The following is an 18,375-nucleotide window of genomic DNA, read 5'->3' as shown; positions in this document are numbered from 1 at the left end:
GCCTACGATGATGCTCTCGACACCAGCCCATGGGAGGCACGTGATGTCCGCAGCCGCTGTCGAGCGACCGCACGAGGACCGGCCGCTGATCGCCGAGGCGAACCGGCTCATGGACCGCAATCCGGGGTACCGCGTCGAGATCATCGGAGGCTCGATCACCGTGACCCCGCCTGTCAACGGTTCCCACGCCCGCGCTCTGTCCAGGTTGAGGCGCCCCTTCGTCGCCGCCGGTCTGGATGGCGACAAGACCGAAGTGCTCGAAGGACTCGGGCTCTGGCTTCCCACCGGTGCCGAGGACTATGCGATCCCCGACCTCGCAGTCGTCGACGTCGACTTTGAAGATCACCTCGTCGAGAACAACTGCTACGACCCGATCGCGTTCCGTCTCGTCCTGGAGGTCACCTCCAGCAACTACGAGAACGACCTCCGCGCCAAGGTCGGCGCATACGCCAAGGCAAAGATCCCGGTCTACGTGATCGTCGACCGCAAGCACCAGCGTCTTCACGTGCTCACCGACCTCTCCGCAGACACGTACGCGAGCCACCGCGTCCACGCCCCCGGAGAGGTCGTCGCCCTGCCCGACTCCATCGGCGCCAAGGTCACCCTCGACGTCGATGAAATCCTCAAGGCCGGGCAGCCGAAGGCTAATTGACGGCGTCCACCTCCCCCTCCGTCAACTCCAGGTCGTGCACCAGCGGTTCGTCGGTCACGACGACGTGCCGGGCGCGGGCGCCGTACGACGAGGCCGTCGCCGACAGCAGATACGTGCCGGGCGCCGGTACCGAGACGATGTACGAGCCGTCCGCCAGTGAGGTCACCCGGTCCAGTTGGCGTCCGCCCTTGCTGAGCAGGGTGAGGACCGCCCCGTCGACCGGCGCGCCCTCCACGTCACGGACGAAGCCGTGCACGACCGTCGATCCTCCCGCCGAAGCCCGCGGCAGCGGCTCCGCCTCCTCGGCCGGCTCCACCGCCAGGTGCGGCAACCGCTTCTCCAGACCCGCCGGCAGCCACCAGTTGGACTTGCCCAGCAGATGCATCGCGGCCGGCACCAGCGCCGTACGGAGAATGAACGCGTCCAGCGCGACCGCCGCCGCGAGTCCCACGCCCGCCATCGCCGCCCCCGAGTCACCACTGAGGACGAAGGCGAGGAAGACGCAGACCATGATCAGGGCGGCCGAGTTGATGACGCGGCTGGTCTCCGCGAGGCCGACCCGGACCGCCCGCGCGTTGTCCTTCGTGTGCACCCACTCCTCGTGCATCCGGCTCACCAGGAACACCTGGTAGTCCATCGAGAGGCCGAAGAGGAGGGAGAGCATGATGACGGGCAGGAAGGCGTTGATCGGGCCCTCCTTGCCGAGGCCCAGCAGGCTCAGCCCCCAGCCCCACTGGAAGATCGCGACGAGGACACCGAAGGACGCGGCGGCCGCGATCAGGTTCATCAGGGCGGCGGTGAGGGGCACCACCAGGGAGCGGAAGGCGACCATCAGCAGCAGGAAGCCCAGGCCGATGATGGTGGCGATGAAGAGCGGCAGCCGGTCACCCGTGACGGTCGAGAAGTCCTTGGAGATCGCCGTCACACCGCCGACGTGCGCCTGCGCCCCGGCGTCCGGGATCACCTTGTCCCGCAGGGTGTCGATGAGCTGGTCCGTCTTCTCGGACTGCGGTGACGTGGTCGGTACGACCTGGATCACCGTGACGCCCTGCGCGGGCGGCAGCGCCGCGACCTGGGCGACGCCGTCGGTCGCGCGGATGCCCTGCACCAGCTTGTTCGTGTCGCCGCTGGTGGAGACCACCTGAAGGGGACCGTTGAAGCCGGGTCCGAAGCCCTCCGCGAGGAGGTCGTACGCCTTCCGGGTCGTCGTCGACGCGTCGTCGTTGCCCTGGTCGGTCGCGCCGAGCCGCAGCGACAGCACCGGGATCGCGAGGATCGCCATGACGACGAGGGCCATCACGGCGACCGAGCGCGGGCGCTTCTGGACGTTCGCCGACCAGCGTGCCGCGAAGCCGCTGGCCCGCTCCGGCTCGGGGCCTTCGGCGGCCAGCTTGCGCCGCTGGCGGCGGCTGAGCACCCGGGAGCCGAGGAAGCCGAGCAGCGCGGGCAGCAGCGTGACCGCCGCGAGCACGCTGAACACGACGGTGAGCGAGGTGCCGATGACCACGCCGTCCAGGAAGCGCAGGTTCGTCACGAGCATGCCGGCGAGCGCGATGCACACCGTGCCGCCCGCGAACAGCACCGCACGTCCTGAGGTGTTGAGGGCGGTGACCGCCGACTCCTCCGGGTCCATGCCGCGCAGGATGCCGCGCCGGTGCCGGGTGACGATGAACAGCGCGTAGTCGATGCCGACGCCGAGGCCGATCAGCGTGGCGAGCAGCGGGGCCAGGTCGGGCACCGATGTCACATGGCTGAGCAGCTGGGTGGAGAACAGGCCCGTGCCCACCCCGAAGATCGCGATGCCGATCGGGAGCAGCATCGCGAAGAGCGAGCCGAAGGCGAGGAAGAGGACGACCGCCGCGGCCAGGATGCCGATCATCTCGGCGAGTCCGGTGGGCGGTTCCTGGACGCGCTGGATCGCCTGGCCGCCCAACTCGACGTGCAGGCCACCACGTTCGGCGCCCTGCGCGGTGTCGACCACGTCCTGCACCAGCTGCTTGGACACCGCGTTCGCCTGCTTGGCGAAGGTGATCTGGGCGTAGGCGATCCTGCCGTTGGCGCTGATCTGCGCCGCGCCCCGCTCGCCCGCGTACGGGCTGGTGACGCCGCCGACCCCCGCCATCTTGCCGATCTTCTCCAGCGCGGGCTGGATCCGGGACTGCACGGACTGGTCCCGGACGGTTCCCGTGTCGACCTTCCACACCACCGTGTCGGTGTCGCCCGCGCGCTCCGGGAAGGCCTTCTCCAGCTGGTCGTACGCGCGCTTGGAGTCCGTGTTCGGAAGGGAGAAGACGTTCGCGTAATCCGTGCCCGCGGTCGAGGCCGCGGCCCCGAGCCCGAGCAGTGCCCCCACCCACAGCAACAGGACCACCAGCCGGTGCCGATAGCACCACCGTGCCAATGTCGCCACGTTCAACGCTCCTTAGTCGACCGGTCGTCCGGCCGTTCGGTTGTCGGTTGGTCCCCCAGGTCCTGGAACCAACCATCGACCGGAGCGCTCGAGCGATGACACAGATCGCCCATGACTCTCAAGGAACTCCAAAGGGGGAGCCGCCCCCTGGCGCGACCCGCGTGCGGATACTGGGGGCATGACCGCTCACGAGGGGGCCACCGTACTCGTCGTCGAGGACGAGCCGAGCATCGCGGACGTCCTCGCCATCGCCCTGCGCTACCACCGCTTCGAGGTGTTGACCGCGGGCACCGTCCGCCAGGCGCTCACGCTCGCCGAACGCACCCTCCCCCACTCCCGGCCTCGCTCGAACGGGGGGACCCCCATCGACTTGGCGCTGCTCGACGTGATGCTGCCGGACGGTGACGGGCGGGCGCTGGGCCGTGAACTGCGCCTGCGCCGGCCCGACCTGGCGATCGTCTTCCTCACCGCGCGGGACGCGCCCGCCGAGATCGTCGGCGCGCTCGGCTTCGGCGACGACTACATCACCAAGCCGTTCAACATCGACGAGGTCATCGCCCGGATCACGGCCGTACTGCGCCGCACGCGCCCCGACGACGTCCTTCCCCAGCGCCCGCCCCTTCGCTACGGCGAACTCGAACTGGACGAGACGACGTACTCCGTGCACCGCGGGGACCGCACGGTGGAGCTCACCCCCACCGAGTACGCCCTGCTGCGCTTCCTCGTCCGCAACGGCGGCCGGATCGTGCCCAAGGAGCAACTCCTGCGGCACGTCTGGCAGTACGAACACTCCGCGGAGTCGACCGTGGTCGAGACGTACATCAGCTATCTGCGCCGCAAACTCGAACCCCTCGGCCCACCGGTGATCCAGACCCGCCGGGGCGTCGGATACGGCCTCGCGTGACCTCGGCATCCCCGGACCGTGAGATCGCCGCGGCGCGTGCGGAGCCCTCCCCCCTCGCGGAACCGGCATCCCGGACCGAGCTCGCCCTCTGTGCGGGGATTCCCGCGTATGTGAGTGTGCGGCGGCCCCGGCGTCACCACGGGATCCACTCGCTGCGCGGCAAGCTGACGCTCGCGAACGTGGCGTTGCTGGCGCTGGGCATCATCGTGGCGACCGCCGTCAGCCTGATGGGCATGCGGCACTATCTGCTCGACCAGGTCGACACGGAACTGTCCAAGACGCGGGAGTCACTGGCGGGTTCGCGGCTCACCCTCCACCAGATCGACTCACTCACCGCACTCGCCTTCGTACGCGAGCGGATGATCCCCGGCACGGACCGGTCCGACAAGCCGGACTCGATCTTCGCGGCGGTGGACGGCCACGGGACCCCGCTCAGCGTCGGCGGTTTCAAGCCCACCGACATCCAGCGCGCACTGGCCGCGGCCGTGGACGACCCGAGCGCCCTCGCGCACGACCCCGCCCTGCACGACACCACCGTGCACGGCGCCTCCTACCGGGTCACCGGGGCCCGGCTCGCCGACGGCACGTACGTGCTGCTCGCCACCTCGACCGACGCCCTGCACAAGGGCATCGCCAAGGCCCTCAAGCTCGACCTGGGCGTCGGAACCATGCTGTTGACGCTGCTCGCGGTGCTGACCATGATCAGCGTGAGCCGCCGGATGCGGCCACTGGAGGACATGGTGGAGACCTCGTCCGCCATCGCCGAGGGAGACCTCACCCGGCGTGTACCCTCCAGCCACCATCCGACCCAGGAGGTCGAACAACTGCGGCTCGCCCTCAACTCCATGCTTCACCAGGTGGAATCGGCGTACCGGACCCGCGAGCGCAGCGCGGCGCAGCTGCGCCGGTTCGTCGCGGACGCCTCGCACGAGCTGCGCACCCCGCTGTCGGCGATCCGCGGCTACCTCCAGCTGTACGAGAAGGGGATGCTGCGCGAGCCGGGTGAGCGCCGGCGGGCCTGGGACCGGATGAACGCCGAGGCCGACCGCATGGGACGCCTCGTGGACGAACTGCTCATCCTGGCCCGCCTCGACCAGAGCCCCGAGCTGCGTTTCAAGAACGTCGACCTGAGCCGTCTGGTGCGGGACGCGGCCGAGGATCTGCGGGCCCAGCAGCCCGGACGTCCGGTGACCGTGGGCGCCGACGGGGCACTGCTGGTGCACGCCGACGAGTCGGGGCTGCGGCAGGTGCTGGGCAACCTGGTGGCCAACGTACGCACCCACACACCCGCCGACGTGCCGGTGCGGCTCGGTCTCGAACGGGAGGACGGGGTCGTACGGCTGTGTGTCGCGGACCAGGGGCCCGGGCTGGCGGAGGAGGACGCGGCGCGCATCTTCGACCGGTTCTTCCGGGCGGGCGGTGGTGCGGGCAGCGGGCTGGGGCTGGCGATCGTGCAGGGAGTGGTGGCCGCGCACGGGGGTGATGTGGCGGTACGGACGGCGCCGGGAGCGGGGCTCGAGGTCACGGTTACGCTTCCGACGCGGTGAGCTGTTTTAACAAGCACAGTGAGGTGCTTGAACAAGCTCGGTGACTCGCTTGAACATAAGCAAACCCGGATGATTGAACACCGGCCGGTACGACCTCGTACCCAACAGATGAAGGCGGCCCCGACCTCAGCCTGGTCCGCCGCGCCACCACCGGGCTTCGCACGGAAGGACCGCCGGGTTGTCGTTCAACACGAGCTCTCGACAGCTGTCGAAAACGGACGAGGCGCCGGAGGACACGCCCTCGCAGGAGGTCACGCCCCTGGACGCCCCCGCTCCGAGGGACACCGTCCAGGCTGAAGCGCCGCAGACGAAGCCCTCGAAGGCCGACCCCCTGAAGGCGGAAACCCCGGAAGCGAAGATCCCGGAGGCGGAGACTTCTGAGGCGGAGACTCCTGAAGCAGAGACTCCCGAGGCAGAGACTCCCGAGGTGAGCGCTCCAGAGGCGGAAACTCCTGAAGCGGAGACTCCTGAGGCGGATGGCGCCGAGGCGGAGGCTCCCGGGGCGGAGGCCGAGACTCCCGAGGCAGATGCCACGGAGGCCGAGACCCCCAAGGCGGAAACCCCGGAGGCGGAGGCTCCTGAGGCGGGTGCCACGGAGGCTCCCGAGGCGGAAACCCCGGAGACCAGTGCTCCGGAGGCCGAAGTCCCGGGGCCGGACGCCGCCACACCCGCCGCCGCGTCCGACACCCCTGACACCCCCACCACCCCCCACCAACGCTGGTGGCGGCGGCGTGGCCGGGGTGGGTGGCGGGAGAAGTACCCGGTCGCGGCCCGCGTTCTCGCGTGGACCACGACCGCCGTGGCCCTCGCTGTCGTGGTCGCCGCGCTGCTCATGCCGACCCAGGCGGACAAGTTCCGGCTGGCCGCTTTCGTGCGTCTCCCGGTGGAGGCGATCTTCGGCGCCGCCCTGCTGATCGTCCTGCCCCGCAAGCCGCGGATCGCCGTGGCGGTGTTCGTCGGGCTCGGCCTGGGCGCCCTGACCGTCGTGAACTTCCTCGACATCGGCTTCAACGAATACCTCGGGCGAGGCTTCAACGTCGTCCTCGACTGGTCGCTCTTCAGCGATGCGCAGGGATACCTCCAGGACACGTTCGGCAAGGGTGGCGCGCTCGGCATCGTGGCCCTGGCCGTGACGCTCGTGATCGTCGTACTCGCCCTCGTGACGATGTCGGTGATCCGACTGGGCAACCTGGCGGCCCGGAACACCGAGACGGCGACCCGCACGACGCTGGTGCTGGCCATCGCCTGGGTCACCTGCGCGGCGCTGGGCGTGCAGTACGCCGAGGGGGTGCCCCTCGCTTCGGAGCACACCTTGCAGGCCCTCCAGTTCAAGACGGCGCAGGTGCGGCAGACGCTGCGGGACGAGGCCGCGTTCCGCAAGATCGCGAAGAAGGACAACTTCGCCAACACGCCGCCCGACCAGCTGCTCACCGGGCTGCGTGGCAAGGACATGATGATCACCTTCATCGAGAGCTACGGCCGCAGCGCGATCGAGGACCCGGTCATGGCACCCGGCGTCGACGCGACGCTCACCGCCGAGAACAAGAAGCTGACCGACGCCGGGTTCGCGGCGAAGAGCGGCTGGCTGACCTCGGCGACGTACGGCGGAAGCAGCTGGCTGGGGCACTCCACCTTCATGTCGGGCCTGTGGATCAGCAACCAGCAGCGCTACCGCACCGTCACCGCGGGCGAGCGCCTGACCCTCCCCGGCGCCTTCAAGAAGACGGGCGCCTGGGACACGGTCGGCGTCATGCCGGGCATCCAGAAGGCCTGGCCGGAGCAGAAGTTCTACGGCATCGACAAGCTCTACGACTCCCACAAACTCGGCTACGAGGGACCGAAGTTCAGCTGGTCGACCATGCCCGACCAGTACGCGCTGACCGCGTTCGAGCGCCTGGTGCACAGCAAGAAGCACGACAAGCCTTTGATGTCGACGATCATCCTGACCTCCAGCCACCAGCCCTGGGCGCCGATTCCCAAGCTGGTCCCGCAGGACCAGGTCGGTGACGGCTCGGTCTACAAGGCGATCGAGAAGGCAGGCAAGCGGCCCGCGGACATCATCACCGACTCCACCAAGTCGAAGCAGGAGTACGGCAAGTCCATCCAGTACTCGGTGTCGAGCCTCATCAACTACCTGGTGAAGTACGGCAACAAGAACACCGTGCTGATCTTCCTCGGCGACCACCAGCCCATCGCCCGGGTCAGCGGCAACCACGCCAGCCGTGACGTGCCGGTCTCGATCGTCGCCAAGGACCCGAAGGTCCTGGACAAGATCGCCGACTGGAACTGGGCGGACGGCCTGCAGCCGAAGCATGACACCCCGGTCTGGAAGATGGACGCGTTCCGCGACCGCTTCCTGACGGCATACGGCTCGACCCCGGCGCCGTGACTCAGGGCGCCGGGGCCGCCACGACCGCCCACACGGTCTTGCCGTAGCGGCCCCGGCTCCACACCCCCCACGCCACGGCGACGCCCTCCACGAGGTGGAGGCCCCGGCCGGTCTCCTCCCCCTCGGAGACCGGCCGCAGTCGTGGTGCGGCGAGACCCTCGTCGGAGACCTCGACGAAGCAGGAGCCGTCGGCGAGGGCGGTCACCGCGACCTCGAACTCCCCCTCGTGAAGGGGTCCGTGGCGTACGGCGTTGGTCACGAGCTCGGAGACGATCAGGACGACGTCCGCGAGCGCCGGGTCGTCGGGGCTGTGGCCCCAGTCCCGCAGATGGTCGCGCACCCGGCGCCGGGCGAGTCCGACGGACGCCGGATGCCGGGGCAGCCGGAACGCGTTGCGTCTCAACACCTCAGCTCCTCACCCCGCACACATCCCCGGCACATAGTGCGCACATGGTGCTGCGTTGGGCGAGAGGCGATGTCACCGGGGTGGGGGGCCACCCCGTGAGATCACGTCACGTGTCATATCCAGCTCAGCCGCCAGAGGCGGAAGACACCGGTCCCGTCGGACAGATACTGGCCGCCGCCGACGTCCTCACTGCTGAGTACATACTCCTTGCGCTGCCACAGGGGAATCAGGGGAACATCGCGGGCCACGATTTCCTGCAGTGCCTGGAAGTCGTCGGACGTACGGCTGCGGTCCTCGTAGTGCTGACTGTCCTGAATCAGCCGGTCCACGTCCTTGTCGCTGTACCCGTTCTTCATGCTGTTGCCGGTGCCGACGAGCGGGGCGCTGAAGGTGTCCGGGTCCGGGAAGTCGGCGACCCAGCCGACCGCCCAGGCGTCCAACCGGCCCTCGGCGTACCGCTTCTGGAAATCGGTCCACTCGTAGCCCTTGATGTCCACCTTGAACAGGCCGCTCGCCTCCAGCTGCCGCTTGAGCTCGGTGGCCTCCTCACCCGCGGCGCCCCGCCCCTCGGCGTACCCGTAGGTGAAGCGCACCGGCAGTGACACCCCGGCCTCGGTCAGCAGGGCCTTCGCCTTCTTCGCGTCGGGCTTGGGATAGGTGTCGAAGAAGGACGTCGAGTGCCCCGTGATGCCCGCCGGGATCAGCCCGTACAGCGGATCGGTCGTCCCCTTGTAGGTCTGGCTGACCAGTTGCTCGCGGTTGATCAGCGCGGCGACGGCCTGCCGTACGAGGCGGTCGTGCAGCGGCGAGTTCGCACGGACGTCGAGGACGAGGTTGCGGGTCTCGGCGCTGTCGGACTCGGTGACGTGCTGGTTCGGGTCGCTCGGCGAGAGGGTGGCGAGCGTCGCGGGCGGCAGCTGACGCGTCGCGACGTCGACCTGCTTCGCCTTCCAGGCGTTCTCCAGTGCCTTGGGGGTGGCGTAGTAACGCAGCACGGTGGGCGCGCCGCTCCCCTTGGCGGCGCCCGCGTAGTGCTGGTTGGGCGCGAGGACGGCCCGCTTGTCCTTCGTATACGTCTTCAGTACGTACAGTCCGGTGCCGTCGGCGCCCGCGTCCTTGCGCAGGGCGCGCTTCGGGTAGCGGGTGTGATCGACGATCGACCCGGCTCCGGTGGCCACCTTGAAGGGGAAGGTGGCGTCCGGCGAGGACAGGTGGAAGGTGACCTTGAGGCCCTCGGCATCCACCGAGCCGAGAGTGGAGAGCAGGGATGCCGGCCCCACCTCGGAGTTGATGGCCTTGACCCGGTCGAAGGAGAACTTCACGTCCTCGGCGGTCACCTTGCTTCCGCTCGGGAAGGTCAGGTCGTCGCGCAGGGTGCAGGCATAGGTCCGCAGTCCCGTGCCCACGAACCCGCAGCTCTTCGCCGCGTCCGGCACGGGGGCCGCGCCACCGGGCTCGAACGTCAGCAGTGACTGGAACACATTGCTGAACAGGGCCCAGGAGCCGGCGTCGTACGCGCCCGCCGGGTCGAGTGACGTGACGGCGTCCGTCGTCCCGACCGTGATGGTCCTGTTGTCGTTCTCCTTCGACGGCAGTAACTGCCAGCCGCCCACAGCCACGGCCGCCAGTACCACCAGCACCGCGAGAATCCGTATGCGAACCGATCGCATCGGCGCCCCTCCCCAGGCCACGCCCCGCGTCACTCCCCAGTGACGCGGATCACCCAACCACAGGTGTTTCGTCCGAGGGAAGAGGTGTCCGAAGAATCGGACGGGGTATGGGGAAAGACCGTTTCGCCCCTGTTTCACAGCTGGTTCTCAGGCTTGCGGGGATGCCAGTTCCACGACGGTGATGTCCGACGGCGCGTCCACCCGGGTCGGCGGCCCCCACGCACCCGCGCCCCGGGAGACGTACAGCTGCGTGTCGCCGTACCGCTCCAGGCCCGCGACCGTGGGATTGGCCAGTTCCGCGATGTAGTTGCCCGGCCAGAGCTGTCCGCCGTGGGTGTGTCCGGAGAGCTGGAGGTCGACACCGTGCTTGACGGCGTCGTGGATCTGGACCGGCTGGTGGGCGAGCAGCACCACGGCCCGGGAGGTGTCCCGGTCCCCCAGCGCCCTCCCGAAGTCGGGCCCGTGCCCCTCGCTCTCCCCCGCGACGTCGTTGACGCCCGCGAGATCGAATCCGGCCATTTCCGTCCGGGCGTTCTCGAGCGGGTGCAGACCCAGTTCCCGTACTTCCCGAACCCATTGCGCGGCGCCGGAGTAGTACTCGTGGTTGCCCGTGACGAAGTACGAGCCGTGCCGTGCCCGCAGCCGCGCGAGGGGCGCCGCGGCGGGTCCGAGGTCCTTCACACTCCCGTCGACGAGGTCCCCGACCACCGCGATCAGGTCGGGCTGCGTCGAGTTGATCGTGTCGACGACCCGCCGGCAGAAGTCCCTGCCCAGGGTGGGTCCGAGGTGGATGTCACTCACCACGGCGATCCGGTACCCGTGAGCGGACCGGGGCAGTTTGGCCAGCGGCACGGTGACCCGCTTCACCCGGGGCCCGCGCAGCACCCCGTACGTCCCGTATCCCACGGTCCCCACGGCGACGGCCGCGGCGGCCCCGCCGACGGCACGCGAGACGAAGAGCCGCCGCGAGGGGGTGGTGACGGGCCGTGGCGGTACGGCAGACGGGGGCTCCTGGGGGATCGCTCCCGTCTGCACCGACTCCGTGTGCGGCACCGACTCCGTCTGCGGTACGGGTGCCGGGTTCGGTACGGCCACAGCGGGGGCCGCGCGCCGCTCCACGACCCGGCGCAGCAGCGGTCGTACGACCTCCCCCGCGACCGCCCCCAACAGCAGATAGATGGACAGCGCCATCCACAGGAACCCGGGCCAGGCCAGCACCCGCTGGAGCCAGAAGGGCGCACCGGCGCGCTCCGCGGCGACCGCGGCGATCATCAGCACCGGCCCGGCGACGAAGACCACCGTGCCCGCGCGCCGGGCGAGCCCCGGACCGGACGTCGTGTCGCGCACCAGACGGCGCCACACGTACCAGTACAGGCCCGCGACCGCGGCGAGGGCGAGCAGCCCCACCAGTACGAAGACGATGACCAAGGCGCCGTATCCCCCGTTGCGTGCCGCTGTGTTCGGTTGTCCCCCGTTTGCCGCCTTTTGTTATGACGTCTGGCGCAATGCGCGCAGTCCGCGGAACCCGATGCCTCCGACGACCGTCCCCAAGACAAAGGAGACGACGGCGAGCGTCAGGTGCACCCAGAAGTACGCCGTCGGATCCCCCGCGTCGTTGAACGCGAGCCCGCTGCCGTCCTTCCACAAATTCTTGACGAAAGTGACCCAGATGATCCAGCTCCACACTCCGAAGGCGAGCAGGAACCAGGAGACGGGGCGGCTGAGCTTCATGGGTCCAGTATCGCCGTCGCCGGCCGGGACCCGGCGCCGGGGTGGCCGGGACCAGGGGACTCCAACATCGGGTAATGGGACTTCCCGGCCCGCGCCCTGTAATTTCTCGACCGTGCCCGCCACCAAGAAGACCATTCGGCGATCGCTGCTGGTCACTTCCGCCACCCTGTTGTCTCTTTCGCTGACGACGACGGTCCCCGTCTTCGCGGCCGGCAAGCCGTCGTCGTCACCGTCACCGACGGCGAGTCCGAGCGCGACTCCGCCGGCGAACATGTCGACGGTGGGCGGAGCGCGGCTGGGACAGGCCGGGACCCAGGTGGCTCTCGGCGCGGGCGCACCGGTGCTGCCCAAGGACGTGACCGCGCGCTCCTGGATCGTCACCGACGCCGAGTCGGGCGACGTGCTGGCCGCCCACAACGCGCACTGGCGGCTGCCCCCGGCGAGCACGCTGAAGATGCTCTTCGCCGACACCGTGCTGCCGAAGTTCCCCAGGACCGAGCAGCACAAGGTCGCCGTCACCGACCTCTCGGGCATCGGCGCGGGCTCCAGCATGGTGGGGATAAAGGAGGAGGAGACGTACAGCGTGCACGATCTGTGGCTCGGCGTCTTCCTGCGCTCCGGCAACGACGCCGTGCATGTGCTGTCGGCGATGAACGGCGGCGTGGAGCAGACGGTCAAGGACATGCAGGCGCACGCCGATGACCTGCAGGCCCTCGACACGCACGTGGTCAGCCCCGACGGCTACGACCAGCCGGGCCAGGTGTCGTCGGCGTACGACCTGACGCTGTTCGCCCGTTCCGGACTGCAGAAGAAGGACTTCCGGGAGTACTGCTCGACCGTGCGGGCGAAATTCCCGGGCGAGACGAAGAAGAACGACAAGGGGAAGACGACCCGCGAGTCCTTCGAGATCCAGAACACCAACCGGCTGCTGACCGGTGACGCCGACGTCTCCACGTACCAGGGCATCGCGGGGGTGAAGAACGGCAACACCACCAACGCGGGCGCCACCTTCACCGGTGTCGCCGAGCGGAACGGCAAGGTGCTGCTGGTCACCGTGATGAACCCGGAGAAGGACGAGCACAACGAGGTCTACAAGGAGGCCGCGCGGCTGCTCGACTGGGGCTTCAGCGCGGCCGGCAAGGTCACGCCGGTGGGTGAGCTGGTGCCGCCGAAGGGCATCGACACCGGCGTGCAGGCGGGTGCGACCGCGTCCGCCGGATCCAACACGCCGGTGCCGACCGGGGACCAGGGGACCAAGGCCTCGCCGAAGCCGGTGGCCGCCTCCACGGCGGCGAAGGACGGCTCCAGCGGGATCGGGATCGCCCTGGCCATCACGGGCGGCCTGCTCGCCCTGGTCGCCGGCGCCGTCTTCCTCGTCAACCGCCGCTGGCCCCTCCCCGACCTGATGCGCCGCCGCCACTGACCTCCCCGAATTCCCCAGGCTCGTCGGGCTCGTCGTCGGGTTGCTTCGGGCCGGAGTCGGCATGTCCCGTGGCCGTCCAGGAGGCGCAGAACAGGATCAGTTTCGAGGTGAAGTTGATCCACAGCAGCAGCGCGACGGGCACACCGAAGGCGCCGTACATGCTCTTCGACGCCACGCCTCGCATATAGCTGCTGAGCAGCAGCTTGAGCAGTTCGAAGCCGATGGCGCCCATCAGCGCGGCGACGACGAGCCGATGGCGCGGCGGCTCGACGCCCGGCAGCAGGGTCAGGACGTACAGAAGCACCAGGAAGTCGGTGAGTACGGCGACGGCGAACGCGGCAAACTGCAGCAGCACGCTCCCCCAGCCGTGTTCGCCGATGCCGAGCTGCCGGGCCGACCAGCCGACCAGCGAGGACGCGATGGTGGAGACGGCGATGGTGACGAGTACGGCACCGCCGAGTCCGACGAGGATCCCGGCGTCCAGGAGCTTGCGCAGGAGCGGGTTCTCCTCCCTGTCGGGCAGTTCCCACACCGCGCGCAGACAGTCCCGCATGGAGCCGACCCAGCCGATGCCGGTGAACAGCAGGACGGCGCCCGCGATGAGCCCGATGGTGCCGGCGTTCTGGACCAGCGCGTTGATGTCGAGCTGGTCGGAGATGCCCGGCACCTGCTCGGCGATCTTGTCCTGGAGTTCCTTCTGCCGCTGGCTGGTGAGGGTGGCGGCGGCGATCGCGGCGCCGACGGTCAGCAGCGGGAAGAGCGCCACGAAGCTGATGAAGGTCATCGCGGCGGCGAGCCGTGTCCACTTCACCCGGTCCAGACGCTCGTACGACCGCCACCCGTGCGTGGCCATCAGGCGGGTGACCAACGGCCCCACGCCGGGGAGCTTCTTCAGCCAGTCCATGATCCGACTCTGCCCTCACCTCGGAAAACCAATGTCCGGGTACCCCAGAAACGCAGGACCGTGGCAAGCGCCATACCGATCCCCGCGCCGGATACCGTGTCGGCGCGCCGCGAGGTGAGCCCGAGGCCATAGTGGCTGACGGCGACGCACAGCAGCTGGACGAGGGCGCCCACGAGGTTCACTGCGAGGAATACGAGGAAGTCGGGGCACCGCCGGGTCCCCCTCACGGGGTGGTGCCGATACGTGCCGAGCGCGTTGCCGGTGTACGCGACCGAGCAGCCCGCCACGAACGACAGCGCCTTGGCGGTGAGCGGGGCGAGCCCCACCGGGCCGCGCAGCCATACGAAGAGGCCGAGGTCGGCGGCGTAGGCGAGGACGCCGACGGTGGCGAAGCCCAGGAGCTCCTGGGTCAGGGGCCGCTGGGCGAGGCTCACCAGTTCACGACCGCGAGCCCGTACATCGCGAGCCACACCAGTCCGATCAGGGCGAGCGCGCGGTCGCGCAGGACGACGTCCTCGGGCTCGCCCGCCGCGCCCCGGTCGGCGAAGACGGCGTACCGCAGGACGGCCAGGATGAAGGCGACCATGGACAGTTGGCGCCAGGGCAGCACCCCGGCGCTGGGCACGCCGCCCTCCTCCAGGGCCCACAGGCAGTAGCCGAGCACGGCGACCCCGGCCGCCAGCTGCCAGACGAAGCGCAGATAGCCGGTGGTGTACTCGGTGAGCAGCGCGCGGGTGGCGCCGGCCTTCCCGGCCAGCTGGAGGGCCTCGGAGTACCGTTTCGCCGCCACCATGAAGAGCGCGCCGAAACCCGTGGTGATCAGGAACCAGCGGGAGAGCGGGATGCCGAGGGCGAGCCCGCCGATCATCGCCCGCATCAGGAACCCGGTCGTCACGACGGCGAGGTCGACCACCAGGACGTGCTTGAGGCTGACGCAGTACGCCAGTTGCATGCCTAGGTAAGCGGTCAGCAGTGCCGCGGTGACCGGGGAGGACAGCAGGACGGCGGCGGTCGGGGCGAGGACGGCGAGGACGCCGCCCGCGGCGTACGCGACGGGGACGGGGACCTGGCCCGCGGCGACCGGGCGGTGACGCTTGACCGGGTGGGCGCGGTCGGCCTCGGCGTCCCGGGCGTCGTTGATCAGGTAGACGGCGGCGGCGCAGGCCGTGAACAGGACGAAGACGAGCGCGAGTTGGATCACCGCGTGCCGGGAGAAGAGCTGGCCCGCCGCCGCCGGGGCCGCCACGACCAGCAGGTTCTTCACCCACTGGCGGGGACGGGTGGTCCGAAGGAGGCCCCGGGCGAGGCCGGTGAGGGTCCGCACCGGAACCGGGGCGGTCGGCGTGGGGTCCAGAAGCACCGTGCGTTCAGCCATGGCCGGCCTCGATCCAGCGGGCGCCCAGACGGGCCGTCAGGGCGCCCAGGGCGGCGCCCGCGACCACGTCCGAGGGGTAGTGGACGCCGGCCACCAGCCGGGAGAGACACATCGCGGCGGCGAGCGGGAGCAGCGGGCGGACGCCGAGCGCGCCGAAGGCGACCGCCGCGGCCGTCGCGGAGGCCGCGTGGGAGCTGGGGAACGAGTGACGTCCGGCCGTGCGCACCAGCGGGACGATGTGCGCGGGGCGTGGACGGCGCACGATCCGCTTCACGCCCATGCTGGCGAGGTGCGCGGTGGCGGTGAGCGCCGTGCCGCGCAGCCACGCGCCGCGCCGCCCGCGGTCGACCACCGTCCCCGTGAGCCCGGCCGCGAGCCACAGCACGCCGTGCTCCCCGGTCCAGGACAGGGCGCGTGCGACGGCCGCCACGCGTGGATCCGTGCCGCGCTCGTGGAGGGCCGACAGCAGCCGACGGTCCATGCCGTCCCACCGTCGGCGGTCCATGTCGTCAAGGTCGTCCATGTGATCTCACTCTTCTAGGGAGTGGCCGCAGAATTACGGCAATCTCTTACGACATCCCATTAATCACCCATTTCGGTGAGGAGCCGCGAAGACGGGAGAGGTGAGGGCTTTATGCACCTTTTTCGCCGATACGGTCACGGTCATGCCTGCCGACACCGCCTCCGACCCGGCCGGATCCGCCTCCGACCCGGCCGAACCCGTCTCCGTCACGGGCTGGGGCCGCACCGCCCCGACCACCGCCCGTCTGGTCCGCCCGCGCACCTACGAGGAAGCGGCGGCCGCCGTCCGCGCCTGCGGGGTCCGCGGAGGCATCGCCCGGGGCCTGGGGCGGGCGTACGGGGACGCGGCGCAGAACGCGGGCGGGGCCGTGCTCGACATGACCGGCCTCGACCGCATCCACGCGATCGACGTCGACGGCGGGACCGTGCTCTGCGACGCGGGCGTGAGCCTGCACCGGCTGATGGAAGTCCTGCTCCCGCTCGGCTGGTTCGTGCCGGTCACGCCCGGAACCCGCTATGTGACCGTCGGCGGCGCGATCGGCGCGGACATCCACGGCAAGAACCACCACGTGTCCGGCTCGTTCGCCCGCCACGTCCTCTCCTTCGAGCTGCTGACCGCGGACGGCGCGATCCGCACGGTGGCCCGGCACACCCCCCTCTTCGACGCCACCGCGGGCGGCATGGGCCTGACCGGGGTGATCCTCACGGCGACCGTCCGGCTCCAGCCCGTCGCGACCTCGCTGATGTCCGTCGACACCGAACGCGCGGCGGACCTGGACGACTTGATGGCCCGTCTCACCGCCACGGACCACCGCTACCGCTACTCGGTCGCCTGGATCGACCTGCTCGCGCGCGGCCGCTCGACGGGACGCTCGGTGCTCACCCGCGGGGAGCACGCCCCCCTGGACGCGCTCCCCCCACGCGCACGCCGGCGCCCGCTGGCGTTCCGCCCACCGCGGTTCCCGTCCGCGCCCGCCTTCGTACCGGAGGGGCTGCTCGGCCGCGGCACGGTGGGCCTCTTCAATGAGCTCTGGTACCGGAAGGCACCCCGCGCGCGTGCCGGTGAGCTACAGCGGATCTCGGCCTTCTTCCACCCGCTCGACGGGGTGCCGCACTGGAACCGGGTCTACGGGCGCGGTGGCTTCGTGCAGTACCAGTTCGTCGTCAGGCACGGATGCGAGGAGGCCCTGCGGCGCATCGTGCGGCGCGTCGCCGAACGCCGGTGTCCGTCCTTCCTCGCCGTCCTGAAGCGTTTCGGTGAGGGCGATCCGGGCTGGCTCTCCTTCCCGATGCCGGGCTGGACCCTCGCCCTGGACATCCCCGCGAACCTGCCGGGCCTCGGCACCTTCCTCGACGAGCTGGACGAGGAGGTGGCCGGGGCGGGCGGACGCGTGTACCTGGCGAAGGACGCGCGGCTACGGCCGGAACTGCTGGCCGGCATGTATCCACGGCTGACCGAATTCCGCAGGCTGCGGGCCGAGTTGGACCCGCGCGGGGTGTTCACCTCCGACCTGTCCCGCCGCCTCGACCTGTAGAACCGTCCCGCCTCCTCACCCCTCTAGGAGTTGTCATGAAGGACGCCTTCGGAGCCCCGCAGTCCCTGCTGATCCTCGGCGGCACGTCCGAGATCGCGCTGGCCACGGCGCGCCGTCTGATCGCCCGGCGCACCCGCACGGTGTGGCTCGCCGGACGGCCCTCGCCGGCCCTGGAGCGGGATGCCGAACACCTGCGCGGACTCGGCGCGGACGTCCGTACCCTCGCCTTCGACGCGCTCGACCCCGAGTCCCACGAGACGGTCCTCGGCAAGGTCTTCGCCGAGGGCGACCTCGACATGGTGCTGCTCGCCTTCGGGGTCCTCGGCGACCAGGCCCGCGACGAGCGGGAGCCGGTGGCCGCCGCCCGGATCGCGCAGACCAACTACACGGGCGCGGTGCCGGCCTTGCTGGTGTGCGCGCGGGCCCTCCAGACGCAGGGGCACGGCTCCCTCGTGGTGCTCTCCTCGGTCGCGGGCGAGCGCGCCCGCCGCTCCAACTTCATCTACGGGTCCAGCAAGGCGGGCCTGGACGCCTTCACCCAGGGTCTGGGCGACGCGCTGCACGGCACCGGCGTCCACGTGATGGTCGTACGCCCGGGGTTCGTCCGTACGAAGATGACCGCGGGGCGCGCGGAAGGACCCATGGCCACGACACCGGAGGCGGTAGCGACGGCCATCGAGGTGGGGCTGCGACGGCGCTCGGAGACGGTGTGGGTGCCGGGGGCGCTGCGGCTGGTGATGGCGGCGCTGCGGCACGTACCGCGAGCGGTGTTCCGCCGCCTGCCGATCTGATCGGCGACGACAGGACCTAGCTGTATTGACCCGCAGCGTTGTTCACGCGGCTGATCGGTGGCTGGCCGCCGAGCGCGGTGTGGCAGCGGTGGTGGTTGTAGGTGTGGAGGAAGTCT

16 protein-coding genes and 1 pseudogene are annotated in these 18,375 nt (G+C 70.2%); 7 read left to right on the top strand and 10 right to left on the bottom strand.

What is annotated here, in order from left to right; all coding sequences use genetic code 11:
* The first annotated feature begins 43 nt into the window (after nt 1-43).
* A complete protein-coding gene (locus ACIQTP_RS45675; RefSeq protein ID WP_403411815.1) occupies nt 44-652 on the top strand; it encodes a Uma2 family endonuclease in 609 nt (202 codons plus the stop codon).
* On the opposite strand, the gene ACIQTP_RS45670 is transcribed toward ACIQTP_RS45675, so the two are convergent.
* On the bottom strand, nt 645-3,053 hold the full coding sequence (locus ACIQTP_RS45670; protein WP_403411873.1) for an MMPL family transporter: 2,409 nt from the start codon (nt 3,051-3,053) through the stop codon (nt 645-647). The two genes, ACIQTP_RS45675 and ACIQTP_RS45670, sit on opposite strands and share 8 nt — an antisense overlap.
* A gap of 187 nt (nt 3,054-3,240) precedes the next feature.
* Between ACIQTP_RS45670 and ACIQTP_RS45665 the strand changes: the two genes are divergently transcribed.
* The 3 genes from ACIQTP_RS45665 (at nt 3,241) to ACIQTP_RS45655 (ending at nt 7,902) form a co-directional block, all read left to right on the top strand.
* On the top strand, nt 3,241-3,966 hold the full coding sequence (locus ACIQTP_RS45665) for a response regulator transcription factor (RefSeq protein ID WP_403411811.1): 726 nt from the start codon (nt 3,241-3,243) through the stop codon (nt 3,964-3,966).
* Between the two features lie 116 nt (nt 3,967-4,082).
* Nucleotides 4,083-5,513: an ATP-binding protein gene (locus ACIQTP_RS45660; RefSeq protein WP_403411870.1), complete on the top strand. Its 1,431-nt coding sequence runs from the start codon at nt 4,083-4,085 to the stop codon at nt 5,511-5,513.
* 178 nt (nt 5,514-5,691) lie between these two features.
* Nucleotides 5,692-7,902 (top strand): sulfatase-like hydrolase/transferase, encoded by a 2,211-nt coding sequence (locus tag ACIQTP_RS45655; RefSeq protein ID WP_403411808.1) that lies wholly within the window; start codon nt 5,692-5,694, stop codon nt 7,900-7,902.
* Between the two features lies 1 nt (nt 7,903).
* On the opposite strand, the gene ACIQTP_RS45650 is transcribed toward ACIQTP_RS45655, so the two are convergent.
* The 4 genes from ACIQTP_RS45650 to ACIQTP_RS45635 form a co-directional block, all read right to left on the bottom strand.
* A complete protein-coding gene (locus ACIQTP_RS45650) occupies nt 7,904-8,308 on the bottom strand; it encodes an ATP-binding protein (protein ID WP_402034953.1) in 405 nt (134 codons plus the stop codon).
* Between the two features lie 113 nt (nt 8,309-8,421).
* Nucleotides 8,422-9,978 carry an ABC transporter substrate-binding protein gene (locus ACIQTP_RS45645; RefSeq protein WP_403411805.1) on the bottom strand — a complete coding sequence of 519 codons (1,557 nt, stop codon included), beginning with the start codon at nt 9,976-9,978 and terminating at the stop codon, nt 8,422-8,424.
* Nucleotides 9,979-10,125: 147 nt separating this feature from the next.
* On the bottom strand, nt 10,126-11,406 hold the full coding sequence (locus ACIQTP_RS45640) for a metallophosphoesterase (RefSeq protein ID WP_403411802.1): 1,281 nt from the start codon (nt 11,404-11,406) through the stop codon (nt 10,126-10,128).
* A 60-nt stretch (nt 11,407-11,466) separates the two neighbouring features.
* The gene (locus ACIQTP_RS45635) at nt 11,467-11,709 is read right to left on the bottom strand and encodes an SCO4848 family membrane protein (RefSeq protein WP_054233715.1); all 243 of its coding nucleotides are present in this window, start codon (nt 11,707-11,709) and stop codon (nt 11,467-11,469) included.
* 112 nt (nt 11,710-11,821) lie between these two features.
* Between ACIQTP_RS45635 and ACIQTP_RS45630 the strand changes: the two genes are divergently transcribed.
* A complete protein-coding gene (locus tag ACIQTP_RS45630) occupies nt 11,822-13,132 on the top strand; it encodes a D-alanyl-D-alanine carboxypeptidase family protein (protein ID WP_403411799.1) in 1,311 nt (436 codons plus the stop codon).
* Here the strand turns inward: ACIQTP_RS45630 and ACIQTP_RS45625 are convergent.
* Genes ACIQTP_RS45625 through ACIQTP_RS45610 form a run of 4 tightly spaced genes read right to left on the bottom strand, consistent with a single transcriptional unit; the run spans nt 13,086 to nt 15,934 of the window.
* Nucleotides 13,086-14,036, bottom strand: coding sequence for a YihY/virulence factor BrkB family protein (locus tag ACIQTP_RS45625; RefSeq protein ID WP_403411796.1), 951 nt, complete (start codon nt 14,034-14,036; stop codon nt 13,086-13,088). The two genes, ACIQTP_RS45630 and ACIQTP_RS45625, sit on opposite strands and share 47 nt — an antisense overlap.
* On the bottom strand, nt 14,024-14,470 hold the full coding sequence (locus ACIQTP_RS45620; protein WP_403411793.1) for a GtrA family protein: 447 nt from the start codon (nt 14,468-14,470) through the stop codon (nt 14,024-14,026). Before ACIQTP_RS45620 ends, ACIQTP_RS45625 begins: the two co-directional genes overlap by 13 nt.
* Nucleotides 14,467-15,411: a decaprenyl-phosphate phosphoribosyltransferase gene (locus ACIQTP_RS45615; protein WP_402034940.1), complete on the bottom strand. Its 945-nt coding sequence runs from the start codon at nt 15,409-15,411 to the stop codon at nt 14,467-14,469. Before ACIQTP_RS45615 ends, ACIQTP_RS45620 begins: the two co-directional genes overlap by 4 nt.
* A complete protein-coding gene (locus tag ACIQTP_RS45610) occupies nt 15,404-15,934 on the bottom strand; it encodes a phosphatase PAP2 family protein (RefSeq protein WP_402034938.1) in 531 nt (176 codons plus the stop codon). Before ACIQTP_RS45610 ends, ACIQTP_RS45615 begins: the two co-directional genes overlap by 8 nt.
* Nucleotides 15,935-16,076: 142 nt before the next feature.
* On the opposite strand from ACIQTP_RS45610, the gene ACIQTP_RS45605 reads away from it, so the two are divergent.
* Nucleotides 16,077-17,468, top strand: a complete 1,392-nt coding sequence (locus ACIQTP_RS45605; RefSeq protein ID WP_403411790.1) for an FAD-binding protein — start codon at nt 16,077-16,079, stop codon at nt 17,466-17,468.
* 35 nt (nt 17,469-17,503) lie between these two features.
* Entirely contained in the window at nt 17,504-18,259 is a 756-nt protein-coding gene (locus ACIQTP_RS45600; RefSeq protein WP_402034933.1) for a decaprenylphospho-beta-D-erythro-pentofuranosid-2-ulose 2-reductase, read from the top strand.
* A 16-nt stretch (nt 18,260-18,275) separates the two neighbouring features.
* Here the strand turns inward: ACIQTP_RS45600 and ACIQTP_RS45595 are convergent.
* Nucleotides 18,276-18,375 (bottom strand): annotated as a pseudogene (locus tag ACIQTP_RS45595) (IS481 family transposase); the annotation flags it as partial.

It is taken from the genome of Streptomyces sp. NPDC090798 (assembly GCF_044768965.1).
Lineage (GTDB): Bacteria > Actinomycetota > Actinomycetes > Streptomycetales > Streptomycetaceae > Streptomyces.
Note: the sequence above shows the minus strand (reverse complement) of the source record. Positions and strands in the feature narration are given on the sequence as shown.